Annotated in this window: 2 protein-coding genes; both read left to right on the top strand. The window is 29.6% G+C overall.

The features are described 5' to 3' along the window. A partial coding sequence (locus KGF39_RS19400; RefSeq protein ID WP_227823570.1) for a helix-turn-helix domain-containing protein occupies positions 1-501 on the top strand: 501 nt, incomplete at its 5' end. Between the two features lie 71 nt (positions 502-572). Then, on the top strand, positions 573-802 hold a 230-nt coding region (locus KGF39_RS19395; RefSeq protein WP_227823569.1), incomplete at its 3' end, for an IS3 family transposase.

Genomic DNA, 802 nt, shown 5'->3' with positions numbered 1-802 from the left:
AAATTAAAAGTAGTTAAATCCTATTTAAATAGAGAAGGAGGATATGTTTCAATCGCAAAACAATATGGAGTTGCTAACCATTCTCAGGTTGAAAGATGGGTTAATGCATATAATACATTAGGAGAGGATGGTCTAAAAATAAAAAATAAAAATACTTTATATACTATACAGTTCAAGCTAGATGTTATAAACTATATGATAACAACTAAATCTAGTGCACAAGAAGTCGCTAACCATTTTGGAATGAACAATAGTACACTTATAGCAACATGGAAACAAAAACTTTTGTATGGTGGTGTCGATGCCTTGTCTAAAACGAAAGGAAGACCATCAATGAATAAAAGCAAAAAAACTAAAGAAGAAAAAAATAAATTAACAAGAGAACAAGAATTAGAATATGAAAATCAACTTTTAAAAGCGGAGCTTGCATTTCTAAAAAAGCTGCGTGCTTCAGGGATGAATGTTCCCGAAAGGTTAAAAACCAATACGAAGCAAAAGTAATTTATGATCTTCGTAAGGAATTTAAACTCTCTATTCTTCTTGAAGCTACTAAATTTCCTAAATCAACATATATGTATTGGCAAAAGAGATTTCATAGTGAAAATCCAGATAAAGATATCGAAGAAAAAATCATGTCTATTTTTCAAGATCATAATGGTAGATATGGCTATCGCCGAATTACAGCTACATTAAAAAATAGTGGTATCGTTATTAATCAAAAGAAGGTTAGACGTATTATGAGAAAATTAGAACTTAAATGCATAGCATTTTCTCGTAAATCACGTAAATATAATTCCTATAA

Source organism: Clostridioides sp. ZZV14-6345 (assembly GCF_020657775.1).
GTDB lineage: Bacteria > Bacillota > Clostridia > Peptostreptococcales > Peptostreptococcaceae > Clostridioides > Clostridioides difficile_D.
The sequence above is the reverse complement of the archived record's forward strand: the minus strand, read 5'-3'. Positions and strand labels throughout refer to the sequence as shown.